10 protein-coding genes and 2 pseudogenes are annotated in these 15812 nt (G+C 58.2%); 9 read left to right on the forward strand and 3 right to left on the reverse strand.

Features of this window, described 5'->3' with window-relative positions; genetic code table 11:
- Positions 1-5: 5 nt before the first annotated feature.
- Positions 6-164 (reverse strand): annotated as a pseudogene (locus N2604_RS39685) (phosphoenolpyruvate phosphomutase); the annotation flags it as partial.
- Between the two features lie 720 nt (positions 165-884).
- Here N2604_RS39685 and N2604_RS07645 point away from each other — a divergent pair.
- The 3 genes and pseudogenes from N2604_RS07645 to N2604_RS07655 form a co-directional block, all read left to right on the forward strand.
- Positions 885-1082 (forward strand): annotated as a pseudogene (locus N2604_RS07645) (response regulator transcription factor); the annotation flags it as partial.
- A gap of 778 nt (positions 1083-1860) precedes the next feature.
- Complete coding sequence (locus tag N2604_RS07650) at positions 1861-2067, forward strand: cold-shock protein (protein ID WP_036030656.1); 207 nt, start codon at positions 1861-1863, stop codon at positions 2065-2067.
- Between the two features lie 550 nt (positions 2068-2617).
- On the forward strand, positions 2618-2893 hold the full coding sequence (locus tag N2604_RS07655) for a DUF4102 domain-containing protein (RefSeq protein WP_124163919.1): 276 nt from the start codon (positions 2618-2620) through the stop codon (positions 2891-2893).
- A 282-nt stretch (positions 2894-3175) separates the two neighbouring features.
- Here the strand turns inward: N2604_RS07655 and N2604_RS07660 are convergent, their stop codons facing one another.
- On the reverse strand, positions 3176-3328 hold the full coding sequence (locus tag N2604_RS07660) for a hypothetical protein (protein WP_158626809.1): 153 nt from the start codon (positions 3326-3328) through the stop codon (positions 3176-3178).
- Between the two features lie 2661 nt (positions 3329-5989).
- On the opposite strand from N2604_RS07660, the gene N2604_RS07665 reads away from it, so the two are divergent.
- The 6 genes from N2604_RS07665 to tnpC all read left to right on the forward strand — a co-directional run bounded on the left by N2604_RS07665 (position 5990) and on the right by tnpC (position 13024).
- Positions 5990-6193, forward strand: a complete 204-nt coding sequence (locus N2604_RS07665) for a hypothetical protein (RefSeq protein WP_225115078.1) — start codon at positions 5990-5992, stop codon at positions 6191-6193.
- A 1287-nt stretch (positions 6194-7480) separates the two neighbouring features.
- The gene (locus tag N2604_RS07670; RefSeq protein ID WP_124163920.1) at positions 7481-8779 is read left to right on the forward strand and encodes a glycoside hydrolase family 28 protein; all 1299 of its coding nucleotides are present in this window, start codon (positions 7481-7483) and stop codon (positions 8777-8779) included.
- Positions 8780-9030: 251 nt separating this feature from the next.
- The gene (locus tag N2604_RS07675) at positions 9031-10035 is read left to right on the forward strand and encodes a pectinesterase family protein (protein WP_158671199.1); all 1005 of its coding nucleotides are present in this window, start codon (positions 9031-9033) and stop codon (positions 10033-10035) included.
- A 536-nt stretch (positions 10036-10571) separates the two neighbouring features.
- On the forward strand, positions 10572-10973 hold the full coding sequence (tnpA, locus tag N2604_RS07680) for an IS66-like element accessory protein TnpA (RefSeq protein WP_074448291.1): 402 nt from the start codon (positions 10572-10574) through the stop codon (positions 10971-10973).
- 23 nt (positions 10974-10996) lie between these two features.
- Positions 10997-11317, forward strand: a complete 321-nt coding sequence (gene tnpB / locus N2604_RS07685) for an IS66 family insertion sequence element accessory protein TnpB (RefSeq protein ID WP_370137884.1) — start codon at positions 10997-10999, stop codon at positions 11315-11317.
- Between the two features lie 45 nt (positions 11318-11362).
- Entirely contained in the window at positions 11363-13024 is a 1662-nt protein-coding gene (tnpC, locus tag N2604_RS07690; protein ID WP_124163996.1) for an IS66 family transposase, read from the forward strand.
- A gap of 627 nt (positions 13025-13651) precedes the next feature.
- Here tnpC and N2604_RS07695 read toward each other — a convergent pair.
- The gene (locus tag N2604_RS07695; protein WP_158669164.1) at positions 13652-15481 is read right to left on the reverse strand and encodes an NEL-type E3 ubiquitin ligase domain-containing protein; all 1830 of its coding nucleotides are present in this window, start codon (positions 15479-15481) and stop codon (positions 13652-13654) included.
- Positions 15482-15812 lie beyond the last annotated feature (331 nt).

The raw sequence follows: 15812 nt of genomic DNA on the forward strand, positions 1-15812 counted from the left end.
AGGCGAGCATTGTTGAAACTGCCGAAGCTGCCATCCCCGTCAACGAGCACAGCTAGCTCTGTCGAGTCCACCATACGTTCGACGCTCTGGACGAGCTGGCTCCATGAAGCTTCATTGGCATCACGATAGCTCAGCGAGCTGGCAATCGACCGACCAGAGCCCAGAGCCCCTTAAATCCTGAGCGCTGGGCGATTGTGGCGGAAAGGCCATCATGGGCTTCCATCAAAACGAGAGCTTATCATTCGAGCAGTCCTGGGCACGAAGCATTTCCACAGGCGAGGGCCGCGCGCGTCGTTGACCTGCGGTGGACCGAACGCCTCTAGCTTGATGCTGCATGCATAGATCCTGTAAGCCGACCTAGATTGCCACCAACGTCGCTGCTCATATTTTTTCGGCGTGATGCCGCTCAATGAACAGCATTGGTAGTTTATTGGGACCGCAAAGGCTTGCATGATCGCCATAGGAGGCGCGCCGAACGCAAAGCTTTCGCTATAGGTTGATTGACATCGCGCCTAAGGCTGGAAAGAAGGGCTTTGGATGCAAAATGAATGACCTGGGTTCGCGAGCCCGTGCTACGCCTCGAGAGAGAATTCCCACACTCCTTCGGGGGAGGAGTGCTTAGGGAAAGGGTGATATCCGGCTCACATAGATTTAGACGAAAATATCGACAGCCACGGATGTCGTAATGCTGCCGTCGGATTGACGACAATGTCGAAAGCCCGTCGATAGGGCTACAGCAGGATGGCAGCCTCGTGCGAATGGAGCGGCAATCGCCGAACAACTTGTCCTGCCTCGCCGACAGTTTGCTGGCGCCACTGAGTGGTATGGCATTTGCTGATGCTTTCCTGTTCTCTGGACTACAGGAGAAATTCATGGCGGATAGGCAAGAGGTTGTGCTGTCGGAACGGGAAAGACAGTGTTTGCGATGGGTCGAGGAAGGGAAGTCATCCTGGGCTATCGGAGTGATCCTGAAAGTGAGCCTGAACACCGTCAACTTTCATGTCAAGAATGCGATGCGAAAGTTGGAAACGACCAGCCGGACGCAGTGCGTCGTCAAGGCGCGGCGTTTGGGTCTTCTTTAAGCCGCGGTTTCGGTGGCGCTGTGGCGAATACAAGGACGTCGCGTGGCAAGTGTACAGCGATGATAGAGGTGCTGATACTATGAACAGTGCGTGCTTCCATGTCATCGCTGATTGCGACGGTGAGGCGCAACGTGGACAAGGTAATCAAGCTAACGGCGCACGCGCATCACACTCTTGAAAGCTGGACGGTCGGTCGAATTCCAATGTCCGTCCTCCCCTTACCGTCGTAGCGGTTCGATATGTGTCGGAAGCGGAAATCTTAGTGATCATAGCGGCTGACGTGCTGAAATGGTGATCACCCAAACGCGGCTCGGACGGCGCGGGCCGCACCCTAAGTCGGCAATGATGGTCGGCAGACGCATTTCCAAAACACGCTGCTGGTAGAAGTTGGACGAACCATGACTCTGCGCGCTTAACCAAGTTCGGGTGATTCCTCACGAAACGTTGCTGGCTTAGTGACCGATACTTCGCGGACCATCAATGCAGACGTCGTGTTTTTGGATTATTGGGGCGTGTTCGATGCGTGCAACTCTCTTGTGAACCGTTCGCCGCGGCAACTGAAGCGAAGGTCAAATCGCCATCCGGATCCACAGGAATGGAAGCGAAGTGCGGTCGCGTCAGGGGCTTTCTATCGTTTGCATATTGGGCGACAGCTAGGCGATCCGACAGAAAAATGAGACGAGACCTTCGCATCCATGCCGCGATGTTTTTTGCCGCTGCTCTTGATGGCCGGAAGACTCTTCGCTAGATCACAACGGTTCACTATGGAGGTGCCGACGTGGCAATGGGTATTGTGAAGTGGTTCAATCCGACCAAGGGTTATGGATTCATCAGGCCCGAGGATGGAGGCCCCGATGTCTTCGTGCACGTCAGTGCCGTGGAAAAGGCCGGTTACACCACTCTCGAAGAGGGGGCCCGCGTAAGTTATCAGCCCAAGGCCGGGCGTACGGGCAAGATCTCAGCTGAAGATCTCCGGGTTGGCTGATCGAAAGACGGATGACGCCTCGGACGAGAGCGGGGTCTCTGTCTCGGGTTGATGAGGATAGTTGTCAGGTAGTGGTGAGGTCTTGCTGACGTGACCACTCCCCTTCTCAGCTGAAGCAACATAGCCGAGGCGTACGCCGTCCAGGCATTGGGATTGCGACACCGGTGAAGCGCTGTTGGCGCAGAGCCGTCAGTCCCGCGACAAATAGTTCTCGATGCGGGCTGGTAGAGATTGTGGTTCGAGTGCGGTGATTGTTTCATCACGAGAGCCGAGCTAGAAAGGCGCGTCAGCATAGCGCCGCACCGTGCTCTGCCGCAGAGTCTGGCGCGTCTGCTCTGCCTGAACTGCCTACTGAAGATGGTCCGGAATTTATTGCCTCTCATGCGCCGCCTGAGGCACGAACTCGTCCTGGACCTCCATCAAAGCCGTCAGGCTCGACGCGGAGGATTGTCCACGCTCTGCTCCTTCTTTCCACGTGAGAGGCGTGCCAGATCGTGCCAATTCTTGGACTCACAGATCTCTCGTTCAGTCACTGAAGCCCGGTTTGTATATGGACCGGAAGACGCCGGCCTTTGCCTTGCGCGTCCGCAAGAGGCGAAAAGCCTGGTCGTTGTCAAACAACCGCACCAAAGTTCGGCTGGGTCACTATTCTGACTTGAAACTTGCTGAAGCACGCCGCCGCGGCTTTGCCGCTCTCGGTACTCCCGTTGGGGAAAATGAAACGTCAATGACCTGGGTCAAAAACATGCTGCTCGATTTGAGGAAGCCGATCGATAACGCAAGCGCCAAGGAGGGCGGAGAGACATCGAGAATGATGAGGGGCTAAGGCGCCCATGAACTCATTTTCGTGCTTTGCGTTACGACACGGATTTGCGCCTGCAGCATGATCGTACCATACGCTACCTTGCGAGTAATCAGCGGAATTCGGTTTATGCGCGCCGCGAATCGTCGCCCCTCTTGAGGCAGTCACTCTGCAACCCTAAGGTCCGTTAGGGGTACAAAATTCCACTGCTGAACAACTGACCCTTTGAACTGGTAGAGCCAAGTAGGATTGCCATTTTTCGTGCGCGGCTTTTGTTGTCGATGCACAGCTTAGTGTCGGCGATACTCAGAATAGCAATTCCCATCGATGCTTGGGATCGGCAGGGTTGTAGACTGCAAGCGTCAGCGCTACTTCCGGAGCGATGCGATCGCCTTCCTGTGCGATGGCGAGCTTACCTGCGCTTGAGTTCAAGGTTGATGTGCGAATGTCGGCTTGCAAACATTTTGCATCCTAATGGACATGGAGACAGAACAAAATAGGACACACTTCACAAGTATACACAGCCCCAAGCGAGGTACCGCAGCCTTTTGGAAGAAAGGCACGGTGCTTGCTTGGGTGCAGTGAGCGTCACCGGTCTTGCAGGGGCTGTGATGCTGGGGCGGGCCTGATATGGTTCGAGACCATTTCGGGTCCGCCCCGTTACTGCTCGCGAGGCAACATGGAGCAACGTATTCGAGCGGCTTCAGCGGCGATCGCGTTCGCTCATGCGCGAAGTCCTCAGCGTGTACGAACATGAAGGCCGCAGGTACAATAGAATCAGAGTCCGCGTAACCGGGAGCATAACAAACGGTTACGACTTCGAAAGTGAATGCCACATCGCCGGTGCGCTACCGAGTATATATCACTTCGGTACGGAGTCGCATTGGCTACTGAGGCCCAAGTGCCCAGGAGTCTACAGCGGTCCTGATTATTGCACCTCACCTCCTTCTCCGTGAGAGTGACAGACAATGGTGTCCAGATAGTCGATTTGCGGAGGAATTCCTTCACATACAACGTCTGGTGGGTGGTCCGCGCAATGAAGGAAGCCGACGATGGAGATTGTGCTAGCAATTGGCGCTGTACTCGTTTTCACCGCAATCACGGTCGCTTGCCTGTGGGCGCTTGGAGCCTGGCGTGGCTGAGTATGTTGGTGAATGAGCCCGATGGAGAAAGCGTTGTTACCATGCCGCTCGCTCTCGTTGAATTTCTGTGCGGTCCGGATTAGCCTGACGGACCCCCAAGCGGTCGTGCTGTTGATTGTGTGCGAATGCCGCCGGAACAAACGGGTGCGGACTGCTCGAAAGCTACACGGCTACGTGGCCTAACTCGCGGCCCGCTCTCAGGGCCGCGCGTTTTGAGCGGATCACTCTGCAAGCTTAAGGTTCAGTTAATTCGGAGAGTAGGGCAGGTCAGCGGTTGGCGTGACAGCACCGAAACGCCCACGAAGGCCATGATCTCACCGGCGCTTCCTTTGTAGAAAACAAGGCAGTCTCCATAGCTCAATACGTGCGCTAGATTGCGTCTATTCAGTGGAAGCGGCGCGCGGCTGACTTGAATACGCCGATGGCTGTCTTCGCGATGCTTTGTGATGCGCGTGATCTGGCGAGGTGCCATCTGGCTGACTCCGGTTAACTTCTAAATTCATACAGTTCGTCAGAAAGACGCGACACTCCCAGCTTAGGTAGGCCATTTCCAAATGGACCCGAACGCGTGCGTTATTCTCGCTTGCTGATCGTCCCATGGAAGAACGGCAGGCAGCCACGATGGGCGGTCTCGCCCCAGTGATCATCGTGCGATTGCTCTCTCTTCGGTTTTCCTCGGCTGCTGATCCCACCAACTGTCCCGCTCGGTTTGGATCCATTCGCTAAGCCGCGGATAAAGGATTATGGATTCCGCTTCCGGGTTCGCGGTTGGTTAGAGTTGCCTCCCTCAGTTCTTCGTTAGTGAAGAACTCGGCGACAAAAAAATCGCGATCTGTTCTTTGACGGACGGTTGGGCTGCGCGACTTATTCCGCGAGACATGGATCTTCGGACGGCGGTCTCGCTCCCGCAATGAGCAGCTCTACCTTGCTCGCGAGTATCAATTGCGGGAGATTTCGGAGGTTTTGAGCCTCTCATCGGGCAAGCAAGCGAAAACGCGCGATGAAGAGTGAAACCGAAAACGCTGGTGACATTCGAACATTGTCCGGGCTCCCGATCGGCTTGAGCTTGGCGTATTCGGACCCGAGTGCTTGACTCACTTTAGGCTCGACCGTTCAATCTCCCACGCCATCCAAGATGCCCATGCTGACTGAAGGTGAGACAGTCCGTTCCGAGCAGCTGCCTAGCATCGCGACGTAGGATGCAAGCGGGCCACGAACTGATCTTCGACCAGGCTGGGCCAAACGCGGCTCCGGAATTTAAGCGTGAGGTCAGTATCGTGAACAGCCGTGGCATCAGATTGCGAGGAGCCCCAACGCCCTTCTGCATTGGGGATCGACTGCCGATCAGCCGCACAGCACCGTCAGTCTGGCGTTGACGCTCGCCACTGTGGCTCACGCCACAACGTCCTGCGCAAAGATGGTGGGAGCACTCTGGCCGACATCGGCTGCCGGAGCGAGCGCTGCTACAGGCTCGTGGTTGCGGTTTCGCTGTCTTGCTCAAGATAACGGTTGTTTCAGTCGCGACAAATAGGAGCCGGCAGCCAGATGGCGCGAAAAAACCTACATGAGTCTGTCTATGAAAATGCACGAGGGCATTGGCATGCCGGTTGCTTGAATGTGTGACAGCACCAATTTGGCCATGATATTCCTTCAGAACGCGATCCAGGTATTCAAATGAAACGTGCCCACTTCATCGATGGCAGACGTCTCCTGATGCACTTTCCGAAACGCGTGCCAGCGTTGCGAACTCTGCTACCTTCGGATTGCCGTTTGCTTTGCCGGCCAGAATCCGACTGTCCTGCAACGGGCTCGCGACCAATGGCGGTCCTCAACAAGATGGCGCACACCGGGGTTAAGACGTTACGCTTCTGGACGATCGTTTGCGCCACCTTTAACCCCTGGCTCAAGCGCCCGTATTGGCGAGATGCCAAGCCTGGGTTCTTGGAGCTAAGCGCCGGCCTTGCATCGGTGGTCACACATGGTAAATGAGCTGTTGCAGGACGATTGGGATGCTGAGAACATAGTCAGGCAGAAGGACGAGCTCAAGGTCAAGCTGCTTCGTGCCCAATCGGTCGTCGCCGAATGTAAAGCAGGATTGGCGGATTTGGAGCGGAGGCTTGAGGGTCGAGCGATCTCATTGCCGATCGATGAACGCCACCGCAACTCTGCGGCAAACAATTGAATACGTGACGCGCTACCGCGCGAACCGCGAAGCATCGATGATCCTGTTGGCTAGAAAGCCGCCGTGGCGTTTTCCAGGCGATCATGAGACCATTAAAACTGCCGTAACCCACGTTAACGGCGAGAATACCGACCGGCTTGGGAGGCATCATTTTTACGGACCGGGGCGCGCGAACTGGCGGCCTGCCGTTATGCCGGGCGTTTTGGTGATCGCGGTGCGTTGGGCCGGCGGATGGGGCGCGGAGTAACACCACATGCGGGACGTCTCCCTGCGGTGTTGACTAGAGCCTCCTATCTGGAGGGCTGCTCACGCACATGTCTGGATTGAACGTCAAGAGCTGTCCCCCTTACTCAGGGCCAGTTCGGTCGTTTTATCCATCTTCCCGGCCGTAGCCTCGTCAGCTTTTCGAAAGCTTCTCCGAATACGGATAAACCCATCGATCCTGGACGGGAGGCGGGCGTGCACTCGCACAATTTCGACTATCCAGTGCTGCCCCTCCACCATCGGTACAGCACGCCGGACTAAACGATCAGCAGCCGAAACTGGCGAAAGAAGATGCCTTTGAGCCGCAGCTGGATACAGCGCGTGTGGCAGGCCTTGCCTCGATGCCGCGGTCGCAATCCGCCGTCGAATGTCTAGCGCGCGGATCATTACATTCACGAGATGGTGAGCAGTCCAAGTACTCGTCGGAAACTCTCACCAATCTACGGCTGAGAAGTATCTTCAGATGCTTTAAGGGGGCGGATTTCCCCGGTGAGGGCGGCCAGTCGCTCCAGGCCAGTGGTGACAGTACACTAAACCAGCTCGCCAACACGGTGTTCAAGGAGAACAAGCACGCAGGTATAGCCTTCCAGACGCTTCAAGAACAGCGCGGAGGTTCAGTAGCAGCAGTCGGGGTCAGGCGCGCGTGAGTGCCGCGGCTTCGGCGGGTACTGGGCGTACACCAATTGCTCCCAGTGAGGCTGAAGCGCGGCTTATCGAAATCGATATCAACAGTAAGCACTGGGCGCCGACGACTTTCTAGATGCAAAAAGGCCGAATCCGGCGACCCGCTTGATTGGCGCGAGAAGGCCGACCATTGACGAAGCTGTCGGATTTTGAACCATCGCATGACGCTTCGTGTTTTTTGCGCATCTGCAAAGTGCTGCTGCGCAGGTGCACGGTCCGGTCTCTGCTGCGTCTTATAAATGTCATCTTGCGCGCGCCAGTGACGCGCGCGGCGGCTAGATTGAGCCAGCGGCTCGATACCGATGGGGCGTGGATGCCTGACAAAGCACGAGGAGGTCGATGACAAAGCGTTTTCGCAACTTGGCCCTATTGTTCATACTCACCTCCATCGTTGTCTTCCCCGCCGCGAAAGCGCAAGACCGCCGGACTATCACCGAGCCTGTTGCACCTCATACGGTGTGCGAGCGCCTCGTGCCGTCTGGTAAGCAAGATACGACCACGTTGCAAAATGCCATCGACCAATGTCCTTCCGGGGCCGCCGTGTATTTAGGGCGTGGCGAGTTCCGGTCGGGCCCACTCGAGATGAAATCGGGTGTGACGTTATGGGTCGGACGCGGGGCGACGCTGATCGCCATCCCCGAACCTGCTGCTTACGACAAGGGCCTCGGACAATGTGGTCGTATTGCGCAAAAGGGCGGCGGTTGCCGGCCGTTCATCAGCTTTTCCAGAACCAGCGGCGGTGGCATCTACGGAGAAGGCATCATCGATGGTCAGGGCGGCGCAATAATTGGCGGCGGCGCGGAAACCTGGTGGCAGCTAGCGCGCCGCGCTCAAGCCCAGGGCGGCAACCAGAACGCCCCGCGCTTGATCCAAATCGATCATGCGCAGGACATCACTTTCTCCGGTGTCACCTTGCGCAACGCTCCCAACTTTCATGTCGCGATGAACCGGGTCCAAGGTGCCACGTTTTGGGGCCTCATAATCGATTCACCGGCGGATGCGCGCAACACTGATGGCATCGATCTTGGCGCGAGTCAGGATGTGACCATTACCCGCAGCTTGATCCGTACGGGTGACGACAACGTCGCAATCAAGGCCGGCGACAATGGCTCAAGCAGCCATATCTCGATCATTGATAATTATTTCGGCTGGGGGCATGGCATGTCGATCGGCAGTGAGGTGAATTCCGGGGCCAGAGACATATTGGTGCGTAATCTGACGCTGGATGGTACGACGTCCGGCCTGCGCATCAAGAGCGATGTTAGCCGAGGCGGTCTGGTCGAGAGCGTGACTTATGAGTACGTGTGCCTGAGGGGCAACCGGTGGCCGCTAGCGTTTGATACGAAATATGATCCGCGCGCACAAGGCACGAGAATTCCGGTCTATCGGCGAATCGTTCTCCGTCATGTGCATGGCGACACCGGTGTGTTGCTGATGCGCGGCGTAGACGAGGAGCATGCACTTGACCTGACACTCGAAGATGTCCGATTTTCCGATTCCGCCACTTGGCAAGTTGAACATGCGAACGTCACCGCAAATCACTCGGACGTATCACCGCCGCTGCCAGGACAAGCTGCAAAACCGCTGCTGCGCGGCTCGGAGGTATGTTCCAGGGCGTTCCGCAACAGCAATCGGTAAGCACTACATCCGGCGCCGAACTCGGGTGGTGAGTTCAGCTCTGGACCAAGATTACTGGTGTTGACGAAGGTCGGCCTCATGTCCGGACTTGTTTGCAATTGTCTGACGGTTTGCAGGGCCAGGGATGCGAAGGTGACGTGGAGGTTCTGATTTGGCGCGAAAAATGTGTTGGCCATGCGCGGCGGCTATCCCGCCGAGAGAGGCTCTGTCGACTGCGTCGAGGTGCCGCTGACTCAACGAAGTGTAGGATCATGCGTATTTTCGTTCACCCTGCTGCACTTCTGACGGGATGTTTCTGCATCTCGTCAGCATACGCTCAGCCACTGTTCGTGTCGCATGCCGTAAATGCCGACTATCACTCGGTGCAGCAAGCCATCGACGCATTGCCGGCGGAAGGCGGAGATGTTCGGATCGCGCCGGGTATCTATCGTGAGAAGGTCAAAATCTCCAAATCCGGTGTTCATCTCTCAGGCACTGGTAGCAAGCCGGAGAATACCGTCATTGTGTATGGCGATGGCGCGATCAATGTAGGAGGAACCGCCCGGTCGGCGACGCTGGATGCCACTGGCGATGACTTCCGGCTCGAGAATTTGACCATCCAGAACGACTACGCTCTCAACCCGGCCAATCCACCCTCGCAGGCGGTTGCATTATCCCTTACCGGAGACAGGGACGTCGTTACGCGCGTCCGCCTGCTCGGCGCCCAGGACACGCTGTTTGCCGGCAAGGGTCCAAACGGCAGAATGTCACGTCAATACTTCTCGAACTGCTACATCGAAGGGCATGTCGATTTCGTATTTGGCAACGCCAAGGCCTGGTTCCGGAAATGTGAGTTGCACGGCATCGCCAATCAAGCGGTCGTCTTTACCGCTCAGAGCAAGGCAGTACCGGACGAGGACAGCGGCTATGTTTTTGATCATTGCACTCTAAGTGCCGACCCTTCCGCGCGCGATATCGCGCTTGGCCGCCCCTGGCGGCCGTATGCCACAGTGGTCTTTCTGTCGACAAAGATAGATGCGCAGGTCATTCCGGAGGGCTGGCGCGAATGGGATAGGGGCAAGACCAACAACTTGAGGACGAGCTATTATGCCGAATATAGATCCTTCGGGGTCGGGGCTAACCCCTCAGGCCGCGAACCTTACTCCCATCAACTGACAGATGGGGAAGCCGCGAGATGGTCGCTGACCGCGTTCTTCGGGGGTGCCACAGATTGGCTGCCTGCGGAACCATATCGATGGAAGACAAAACAACGCTGACGGTGAGGGAACGACGGCGATCCTCGGATGAATGACGGAGAGAGCGGACATGATGGAGAGCGGTGTCCAGCAACCAAACTGCCGGGGGCGTGAGAGGGGCAGGGCTTCGGCTGTCACTCCACGCTTAGAGGAGCTCGTTAAGACGCTCCATCGCTTGCGGCGGGATGCGATCATCCGCTTATCCCGCCCTTATTGGCAGCCTGTCCAACTACCCGTCGAAGATTGGCGCCAATGGGCGTAAATCGAATGTGAGGCCAACATCTCAGCTCGATTTAATCGAATGCACAAGCGAGCGCAGAAGGTCATTCTTCAGGCTCAGATGAAGGCAAAGTCGGCTTAAATTTCTCGTCAGGCGCCGGTCGTCGGCATTCAAGATAACACCGTCAATCGACTCCTTCTCATGTCAAGTGCCGCGCAACATTTCCAAACGCGCCGATGGCCTTTTTCATGTGCCGCTCCGACGAGGACCGTCTTGCGTGACGGGTGGTAATTCGCGAAGCGTGTGACCTTAGGTCTAGCTTTAAGGTCATCAGGCGATGCGGGTCGAAGTTTTGGGCGGGCTCGAGCGGCGGCGGCGTTGGTCGCAGGACGACAAGGCACGGATTGTCGAGGAGACGCTGGCACCGGGCGCGAAGGTAACTGAGGTTGCGCGGCGCAACGGAGTAGCGGCCAGCCTGGTGTTTACCTGGCGTCGACAAGCACGGACATCGGAACAAGTTGCACCATCTTTTACGCCGGTGCAGATCGCCGCCGTAGCGGCCTCGGCTGAAGAAACTCCGAAGCTTTTGCCTACGGTTGATGGCCGAGTTCGCTCGGCGGCAGCCGCGCGTACTGGATTGATAGAGATCGATCTCGGCAACCGACGGTGCATCCGGGTGGATGCGCACGTCGATCCGGAGGCGTTGGCGCGGGTCCTCGATGTGCTTGGACGCCGATGATTTCTGTACCAGGGAATGTGCGAGTGTGGCTGGCTACAGGCTACACGGATATGCGCAGAGGCTTTCCATCGCTGGCCCTCCAAGTGCAGGAGGTGCTGCACAAAGAACCGCTCAGCGGTCATTTGTTTGTCTTCCGCGGTCGCCGCAGCGATCTTGTGAAGGTGATCTGGCACGATGGTCAGGGAGCCTGCTTGTTCACAAAAAAACTCGAGAGAAAAAAGTTTATCTGGCCATCGGTTGCCGGTGAAGCGGTAACGATCTCGCTGGCGCAGTTGAGCTACCTGCTGTCCGGGATCGATTGGCGCAATCCGCAAGAAACCCAGCGTCCGACGCGGGTCGGATAATCGTTTTGGGTTTGAATCTGATGCTCGATCTGATTCAATGGCTTCATGACATTGAAGCCGAGCGATCTTCCGTCGGATCTCGCGAGCGCCTACCTTGCGCTGCTGGCCGAGCGCGAGGCGTTGCAGGCTGAACGCGATGTGGCGGTCGCGGATGCCGCCAACGCGCGGGCGGAGCTGTCGGACAGCGAAGTGCTGATCGCTCATCTTGAGCTACGGATCGAGAAGCTCAAACGCGAACTGCACGGGCAGCGCTCCGAGCGCACGGCGCGGCTACTTGAGCAGTTGGAATTGGAGCTCGAAGAACTCGCCACCACGGCGACCGAGAATGAGCTGGCTGCGCAGGCTGCCGCGGCAAAAACCCAGAGCGTGAGCGCCTTCACGCGCAAGCGGCCGGTGCGCAAGCCGTGGCCGGACGACATCGAACGTGAGCGCGTCGTCATCGAGGCTCCAAGGACCTGCGCCTGCTGCGGTGGATCGCGGTTGGCGAAGGTCGGCGAGGATGTGACCAAGACGCTGGAGGAGATTCCGCGTCGCTTTAAGGTCATCGAGACGGTACGCGAGAAGTTCACCTGCCGCGATTGCGAGAAGATCAGCCAGCCGCCGGCACCGTTCCATGCGACGCCGCGCGGCTTCATCGGCCCACAATTGCTGGCGACGATTCTGTTCGACAAGTTCGGCATGCATATCCCGCTCAACCGCCAGAGCGTGCGCTTTAAGGCCGAGAGGATCGATCTGCCGTTATCGACGCTGGCCGACCAGGTCGGTCACGGGACCTTCGCCGTCACGCCGCTGTTCCAGCTGATCGAGCGTCATGTGCTTGCGGCCGAGCGCCTTCATGGCGACGACACCACCATCCGCATCCTGGCGAAGGGCAAGTGCACGACCGGCCGGATCTGGACGTATGTGCGGGATGATCGGCCCTTCGCCGGACCTGCGCCGCCGGCGGCGGTCTATTACGCCTCGGGCGACCGAAGGGGCGAACATCCCCAGAAGCATCTGGCCGTCTTCGGCGGTATCCTGCAGGCGGATTGCTATAGCGGCTTCGAGCCGTTGTTCGACCCAAAAAGGAAAGCGATGCCGATCACGCCGGCATTTTGCCTGGCCCATGCGCGGCGGGGCTTCTTCGAACTGGCTGACATCGAGAAAGCCGCCCGGGACGGACAGAAAGGCAAACCGGTCTCCCCGATCGCGCTGGAAGCGGTCAGGCGTCTTGACGCCCTGTTCGAGATCGAGCGCGCCATCAACGGCCGCAGTGCCGACGGCCGGCGCGCCGTGCGCCAGGAACAGAGCAAGCCGCTTCTCGACGACATGCACGACTGGCTGCTCCGCGAGCGGGAGACCCTGTCGAGCTCCTCCGAGGTCCTGAAGCCCATGAACTACATGCTCAGGCGCTGGGACGACTTCGCCCGCTTCCTCGACGACGGCAGGGTCTGCTTGACCAACAATTGCGCTGAACGCGCGTTGAGAGGCATCGCCTTGGGGCGGCGCAACTGGACCTTCGCTGGCAGCCAGCGCGGTGCCGATCGGGCCGCCATCATGCTGACGATGATCACGACCTGTCGCCTCAACGACGTCGATCCCAAGGCCTGGCTCGCCGACGTCCTCGCCCGGATCGCCGATCTTCCTACGTCGCGGCTGCACGAACTGCTGCCCTGGGAATGGAAGCTCCTGCGCCAAGCCAATCCCACCGATCAGCAAGCCGCCTGACCTTCACCCCGCCGATCATAGAACTAACTGTACCCGCGCGCATGCGTCAATCAGGCGGTCCTCGTGGTATGCGTACTTTTTCATCAAGGAGGGCCCTGATGCAAGAGCACGCGTTTATCACGGCGCGCAGACCTGCATGGGGCCGGTGACGGGGTTGTAGCGGCTCTTCCGTCGTCGGCGGGCTTGCCCAGCGAACGATTCAAATGGCTCCGAAGGCCGGGCACCGCGATTACCCAAGGCCCGCTTAGGCCAGCGGCATATTGCAGCGGGCGTCTCGCGCAATCCGCGATGGGGTCTTTACGGGCGCACGCGAAGTGCTGCCCAGGGAAGCCTGGCCCGGCAAGCTGCGCTCAACACGGCGTGGGGCGAGCCGCGGGCGACGGCTGCCGACAACAGGTACTCCATGGTGTCCAAAGCGCCACTTTGCGAGGAAAGACAGCAGTTGGATCGGGATGATGGTCATTTTTTCGTCCTTCCCGAAGTCAAAACTAAATGGGGGGATGCAAAAGTTCGCGACAGCTCCGAACATTGATAGACGACATGCGGCATTACGCATTCCTCTCGGCCACCAACCGGCGCACCAGAGGAACGGCAGCACAATTAACAGCATCCTACGGCAAGGCGGCTTCAGAGCGCGAGGCTGTGCTCATTGAGCACCTTATCTCTCAGGGCCCCCTTGATCTCACGGGCGATCTCTTTGCGAACTGCGGCACCCAACACTCGCTTGGCATCTTCGACGAGGCCAGCTTCAGCCCCGGTCAGGCCTTGAGCGGCGAGCTGTTGCTCCATTCGGCTGTCGAACTCCTTTCCCATTGCACCAATGAGCTGGTCCTGCATCTTGGCATGCTCTTCAGGTGCGATGCGGCGAATCACATCGTCCCAAGGCTGCCAATCCATTGCCAAATAGTCGGCAAATTCGGCCGCCTCGCTCTCCCGCACGGATGTCTCTGCCCTGTCAACGTCAGAGTCGGTAACGCCGGAGACTTGAAAGAAGCGCATGTCCGGCGCGACGTGTTGTAGTCCCAGCCGCTCGCGCAGTTTGCTCTGATAGGCAAGAAAGACTTCAACGGCGTCGATGTCTTCTACGTTGTCGACCGAGGCGAGCGAGTGAGCCTTATCGCGCGCGGTCGCCTCGAGCGCGTCCATGCGGAACATGACGCGCCCCAATTCGATGAGATCGGCAAGCCGTGCCTTGTTGTCATAGAGCCCGTTCTCGACTTCCGCGATGAGGCGCGCCGTCTGCATTCCGTTCCAGGTTAATGTTCTGCGGTCCTCGCAGCTCTGGTTGGCATCCCATGCCAGTTGAAAGTACTGGGCACGCAGTTGCGGGTTTTTTGCCGCCTGACGCAGATCATTGGCCACCGATTGCCGGAACCCTTCATTGCCAGAGCTGACGGACTCGAACAGCTTGGCGAGGAAAAGCCCGTATTCCCGAGCGCCCGGCTCTTCTGCAAAGTTCTGCCAAGCGGCAAGCACCTCCCGATCGTCCTCCTGTGGATTGCCCTTCAGCCATTCTGCAACTGTTTCAGCGAGAGCGTCCGCCTGCTCATCGTCTGTCCCGGACGATTCACTTTCGTCGTCGTGCGAAAGGTGGACAGTCGGGCCGACATAACCCTCCGCGCCTAGGATTGTACTGAGGTTCGCCAGCACCTGCTCAGATAGCGGATTTTCAGTCAGAACTAGGGTGCCACCATCGCCCAAGGCCGTCAGCAGGTCCTCCGGCAGACTGGTCAAATGGTTTTGGCTTACGTCGAGAAACCGGAGCGAAGCTGGGAGAGCCGGCGGCAGATCCGTCAGTTGATTTTGGCTGACGTCGAGAAACTCGAGCATAGCAGGGAGCGCCACCGGTAGACTCGTCAGCTGATTATCGCTGACGTGGAGAAATTGGAGCGAAGCAGGGAAGGAGTCGGGTAGGTTCAGCAGCCGATTGTGGTTGGCGGAAAGAAATTGGAGCCCGGCAGGTAGGACGGCAGGTAGGCTCTCCAGCCGGTTCGAGTTCACGTCGAGGCCTCTGAGCCCGCCCGGGAGCGCGGGCAGGCTGCTCAACTGATTGCCACTAACATCAAGACGCTGGAGCGAAGCCGGAAGTTCGTCAGGCAGATTGGTAAGCCGATTGAAGGGCACATCGAGCACGACGATCTCGCTTGGAAGTCTGGGCAGACTGGTAAGGGACAGCGACTGGAGATCCAGCATGGCGTCTTCACCCAAAGCATTGACCCGCCTTGCCGCTTCGTCCCGGTCCTCGAGGAGACCCACGTGCTGTTCAGAAGCCCAATTCTCAAGGGTCTCGTCTGCTTCGGTCACCGCATGGGTTGAATGCCCGGAGTTTGCTGCGAAACCCGTCACGAATGCATCCCACTGTGGCGCCCCCCGCCCGTCTTCCGCCCCCTCTTGTTGGGAAGATGCAGAAGGAATGCCTCCGTCACGCCGAATTTGCCCTGTCTCAAAAGGATCCATTTCACCTCCCTTACCACACCGGGCCAACTCAGCCCGTGACGACACCATCTAGGACCTAGGACACTACTCTTTCGACTAGCTGACGGCCCTATCGCAGTTACCGCAGCGATGGCATCGAAGCAGGCATAATTTCGGTGCAACGATTTGGAACAGTGAATCCATGGCGGTCCGTTAGCTGCGCCTACACTCCGCACCGACGCGGCAGCGGCTTAAACATCGAGCCCGGGGCGCGGCAACGGTGCGTTACGTCAATGGCAGGCAGGGGTCCCTTTTCGGCCGAGTCCGTGAAGAACGACGAGCGGCAGGCGCTCGAACGCTCACCTCCGCGGCC

This window comes from Bradyrhizobium sp. CB1015, from assembly GCF_025200925.1.
In the GTDB taxonomy this organism is placed as follows: domain Bacteria; phylum Pseudomonadota; class Alphaproteobacteria; order Rhizobiales; family Xanthobacteraceae; genus Bradyrhizobium.

Excerpts from the sequence above, each read along its gene's own strand:
- N2604_RS07655 (WP_124163919.1), top strand. The coding sequence starts at position 2,618 with ATGGACCGGAAGACGCCGGCCTTTGCCTTGCGCGTCCGCAAGAGGCGA.
- N2604_RS07665 (WP_225115078.1), top strand. The coding sequence starts at position 5,990 with ATGGTAAATGAGCTGTTGCAGGACGATTGGGATGCTGAGAACATAGTC.
- N2604_RS07670 (WP_124163920.1), top strand. The coding sequence starts at position 7,481 with ATGACAAAGCGTTTTCGCAACTTGGCCCTATTGTTCATACTCACCTCC.
- N2604_RS07675 (WP_158671199.1), top strand. The coding sequence starts at position 9,031 with ATGCGTATTTTCGTTCACCCTGCTGCACTTCTGACGGGATGTTTCTGC.
- tnpA (WP_074448291.1), top strand. The coding sequence starts at position 10,572 with ATGCGGGTCGAAGTTTTGGGCGGGCTCGAGCGGCGGCGGCGTTGGTCG.
- tnpC (WP_124163996.1), top strand. The coding sequence starts at position 11,363 with ATGACATTGAAGCCGAGCGATCTTCCGTCGGATCTCGCGAGCGCCTAC.
- N2604_RS07695 (WP_158669164.1), bottom strand. The coding sequence starts at position 15,481 with ATGGATCCTTTTGAGACAGGGCAAATTCGGCGTGACGGAGGCATTCCT.